The sequence below is a fragment of the Phormidium pseudopriestleyi FRX01 genome, from assembly GCF_017313335.1.
GTDB classification, from domain to species: Bacteria; Cyanobacteriota; Cyanobacteriia; order Cyanobacteriales; family Laspinemataceae; genus Laspinema; species Laspinema pseudopriestleyi.
In genome coordinates, this window is record NZ_JAFLQW010000299.1 from 1 (window position 1) to 4,111 (window position 4,111).

Consider the following 4,111-nt stretch of genomic DNA (forward strand, 5'->3'; position numbering starts at 1 on the left):
TAGCTTGGTCTTAAAGCTCTTCACTGACTTTTTTTAACTCCTCAACCATCTTTTTGTTCGGGTGACGGAGGCTATCATAAAGACTAGCAAAGAACAATGTAGATGGTGATACTCTGCATAATTTTTGCGACTTCGGCAATCCTAAACTTGCTCATAACCTTATAATAGCATAAAAAATGAGTAAGTTTAAACAGCTTTAGTCAGAAATTTAAACTCTGTCTCCAACCCTACCTCGGATGAATGAGCGATCGCCCCTTTTTCAGTTGCGGGTCATCCGTTTTTAGCCAAGATTTGTTAAAGAGTTCCAGACATAGCGCTGTTTCATCCAGTTTCCGGGGGGATTCCCGGACTGATTCGCCGATTAAAAGCAAGAAGGAAGATTTACTTCGGAGTCTTAGTTCAAAAAACAAAGGATAAAATGCAAGTATCAACCTTCACCACCCCAACTACCCCAGCAGCTTTGTGATTCCTTCGCGCTTACTCCGGCAACATTCTCGCAATCGCCAGACCGCTCTGGCCATCATTCCTTTAGCTAATGAAGCAGCGACTTTTGACGCCTATCGACTCTTACAGTATCACGGGATTTCCCCGGAACATCTGGCGATTGTCGGTCAAGGGTACAGTTCTCCGGCTCGTGTGGGTTTATTAGAACCGATGCAAATTGCGGTGGACCAAGCTCGCCGTTTTTTGATGGTGTTTGCCACAATGGGGTTCCTGGTGGGTTCGGCGTTGGTTTTGGCCTTCCACCTGGGACTGATTAACCCTTTGGGTTTTAACGCTCTGTTGCTCATTCCAGGTGTGGTGGCGATCGCCGCTATTTTGGGCGCAATGGTGGGTGGGTTAATTGGCTTTTTGGGAGAAGGGTCTACGGTAGGCGTTTATCATCATCATCTGCGCCAGGGCGGGTATTTGTTGATGATTGAGGGGTCCCAACAGCTAGTGACCCTGGGTGAACAAGTGCTTAAACCATACGCCACTCCCAAAGCGTTTTAATCGGCTTGATAGTCTCCCGATTTGCCCCCCGTCTTGCTCTCTAGGCGGATATTTTCGATCGCGATCGCCTTCGATAACGCTTTCGCCATGTCATAAAGAGTCAGTGCCGCCACCGAGACTGCCGTTAACGCTTCCATTTCCACTCCCGTTTCCGCTTTGGTCCTGACTTCGGCGAGAATCCGATAACCGGGAAGCTCCTCGTCGGGCAAAATCTCTACATCAATTTTGTGCAAGGGTAGGGGATGACACAACGGAATCAAACCCGAGGTTTGTTTCGCTCCTAAAATTCCCGCCAGTCTCGCCGTCCCTAAGACATCTCCCTTGGGTGCATTACCGGCTTGAATCTTGTCAAACGTGGCCCGATCCATCCGGACCTGTCCCGACGCGATCGCCTGTCGATGGGTGACTGTTTTTTCCGACACATCCACCATTCGCGCTTGTCCTTCAGCGTCCAGATGGCTTAACTGATAAGGGTTTGGGGAATTTTCAGATTTTTTTTGAAAAGGGGGTTTCATTTTCCAAAAGCCTGTGCTAGTATTATTAAGCGGTAAGGGCTTGTAGCTCAGTGGACTAGAGCACGTGGCTACGGACCACGGTGTCGGGGGTTCGAATCCCTCCTAGCCCGTTTTAAAAATTTAAACAAATTTGGGGTGTTGAGTTAGATATATCTAATTTGAGCACCCCAAATTTTTTTGACCTTGCTTAGGATAATTTTTGCAGGGCATAGAGGTCGCGATCTCGACCCAGGGCAAATTTCAGAGATTGGCGTAAGTTCATGTTGGACTGGGTGACAAAGATCCCCAATGCTACGAACGCCATAATCGAGGCGATCGCAAAAATATTTCGATAGCCTAAATCTTCCGCCAGAACCCCAAAAATTGCCCCTGCCAGAGCGATCCCCAAATCAAACCCGCCAATACACATCGCAAACAACCGCCCCCGTTCCCGGGGTGCACAGCGGTCTGCAACTAGGGCCACCATCATCGGCAAAAACGTTCCGGCAGCACATCCTTCTACCGCCCCAGCCAGTAAAAAATCCCGGCTATCCTGGGCCGTCCACAGCAGGACCATTGCTAGACAGTAGGCCAGCAAACCCCCGGAAATAAATAATCCCCGTCCGTAACGGTCCGAGGCGCGACCTGTAACCAAACGCATACTAAAACTAACCGTAGCCGCTGCGGTATAAAACCATCCCGGATTAAAATCGCTGGCGGTCTCCTTAATAAACAAGGGGACAAAGGTCGCCACCGACCCAAAAACTAGCCCAATTTGCAGCATCACCAGGGCGGGAATTCGGACACGAGGACTCCATAACAGCCGCCAAAATGAATCCGCTGTGGCGTTGGGATTTTGCGAGTCTTTGCCAAATGCTGGTGAGGTTAAATCATCCCGAAGGGGTTCACTGACGAAATAGAGCAATAGGAAACTGAGCAGTCCCAATCCAAATGCCATGACAAAGAGGGGGGGGTAACCGGCAGCTTCCAGTAAAAACCCTCCGAGGGCCGGTCCGATCGCCACCCCTAGGGGCGTCACCAAACTCATATACCCAATCAATTCCCCTCGATTGCGATCGGGCGCTAAATCGGTGATTAAGGCACTGTAAGCGGTGGTAAAAGCGGCGATACTAATGCCGTGAAATGCCCGTAATGCCATCAACAGGGGAATCGAATCAACGAAGAGATATCCTAACGGGGCGATCGCCGCCACAGCAGTCCCCAACCGTAATACGATTTTGCGACCCCGGCGATCGCTCAGAGGTCCCAACCAAGCCCGGGAGGGCAGTAAACCCAGGGCAAATGCTCCCATCACCAAACCGATTTGTCCTTTGGTCCCTCCAATATGCTCGACATAAAGCGGCAGTGTCGGCAGCAATGAAGCCAGAGAAGCCCAAAACAATAAGCCTGCGGCAAATAATCCAAACAGGCTATGGCGACGCTGCGGCTCTATCTCTAAAAATACCTTCAAAACCTTAGTTCCTTTTCTTCCACTGCAACAAATGACTGAGCTAGGGCATCGGTCCAGTAACGAGAAGACAAACCCGGTCCTTGGACCAAATTCCTCCCAAAAAAGCAGCAACGAAAAGCCCAAAAAGCCGGTGTCTTGTCCCAAGGATCTCATTCTGTCCCGATACCCGAGGAAGCCGCAATCTGCCGCCCCCCTCTTTCATGCTACTGATTTTTCCGCAGTTTGTTAAAGAATGTTAAGATTTCGACGCTTCAGGTGTCCGAGTCTTGAGGCAAATAACTTTCTAAAACTCGCCCTGCACCCCGGAGTTGTTGATAATAGTGACGACTGACGGGATCATCGCTGTTTTCAGATAGGACATCGATGCCGATGCCGTTGCGCCCCCCTTTTTTCCCGGAACTGTGAATATAACGACCCTCCCCTAGATAAAGGCCAACATGGGTGGCTTTTTCTGGCGGTCCGAAAAAGACGAGATCCCCCGATCGCACTTCGCCGAGGGGAATGGGTTGGGTAAAGGCTTCCTGTTGATAGGCATCCCGAGGTAACCAAACTTGAGCGGTCCGGAAGGCAGCCTGCATTAATCCAGAACAGTCATAGTTGGGGGCGACGGTCCCTCCCCACAGGTACTGATTGGGGACGCTCATGGCTTGGTGGGTAAAGGCGATGATGGCGGGAATCTGCGGTTCTATCTGGGTGCGGTCCAAGGCGATCGCCTGGTAAGGGGACTCGGCTAATTCCAGATTCTCCAAATCCGTGAGTGCCACCCATCCGGGATAGTCATCTTCACATAACTTGACCCCCACGGCCCCCTCCGTCGGAGGCAGGACAATTCTCAGCAAACGACCCACGGATGCCTGAGTTGCCACGGTCTCGCACTGCGGGGAATCATAGAGATTGAGATCGACTCGGCATTGATATTGCGGTGCATCGGACCCTTTAGAAGCTAGATTAAATTGAAGCTGATTTAGAGAAACCATTGTTAGAATTGACACTCCCACGTCTAAAGAGCGTTGGATTCTTTAAGAGTCCAGAATCTGAACCTTAAGGGCGTAGTCAAAGCACCCCTACTGACTCCACTAAGATTAAATCCCAGTGTTACCGCTACCTTTCTTAAGATATTTGCTGCCCCATTACAATCAGCATTGACATACAA

The 4,111-nt window shown here is 50.2% G+C and carries 4 protein-coding genes and 1 tRNA gene; 2 read left to right on the plus strand and 3 right to left on the minus strand.

Annotated elements, in window-relative coordinates:
- Window positions 1-462 precede the first annotated feature (462 nt).
- A complete protein-coding gene (locus J0895_RS11135) occupies window positions 463-993 on the plus strand; it encodes a hypothetical protein (protein WP_207088166.1) in 531 nt (176 codons plus the stop codon).
- Here the strand turns inward: J0895_RS11135 and moaC are convergent.
- Window positions 990-1,508 carry a cyclic pyranopterin monophosphate synthase MoaC gene (gene moaC, locus J0895_RS11140; protein ID WP_207088167.1) on the minus strand — a complete coding sequence of 173 codons (519 nt, stop codon included), beginning with the start codon at window positions 1,506-1,508 and terminating at the stop codon, window positions 990-992. The genes J0895_RS11135 and moaC overlap by 4 nt on opposite strands.
- 36 nt (window positions 1,509-1,544) lie before the next feature.
- Here moaC and J0895_RS11145 point away from each other — a divergent pair.
- Window positions 1,545-1,618, plus strand: a tRNA-Arg gene (locus J0895_RS11145).
- A gap of 77 nt (window positions 1,619-1,695) precedes the next feature.
- On the opposite strand, the gene J0895_RS11150 is transcribed toward J0895_RS11145, so the two are convergent.
- Together J0895_RS11150 and J0895_RS11155 are read right to left on the minus strand one after the other, a co-directional pair.
- Window positions 1,696-2,958, minus strand: coding sequence for an MFS transporter (locus J0895_RS11150; RefSeq protein WP_207088168.1), 1,263 nt, complete (start codon window positions 2,956-2,958; stop codon window positions 1,696-1,698).
- A 251-nt stretch (window positions 2,959-3,209) separates the two neighbouring features.
- The gene (locus J0895_RS11155) at window positions 3,210-3,935 is read right to left on the minus strand and encodes a C40 family peptidase (protein ID WP_207088169.1); all 726 of its coding nucleotides are present in this window, start codon (window positions 3,933-3,935) and stop codon (window positions 3,210-3,212) included.
- Window positions 3,936-4,111 lie beyond the last annotated feature (176 nt).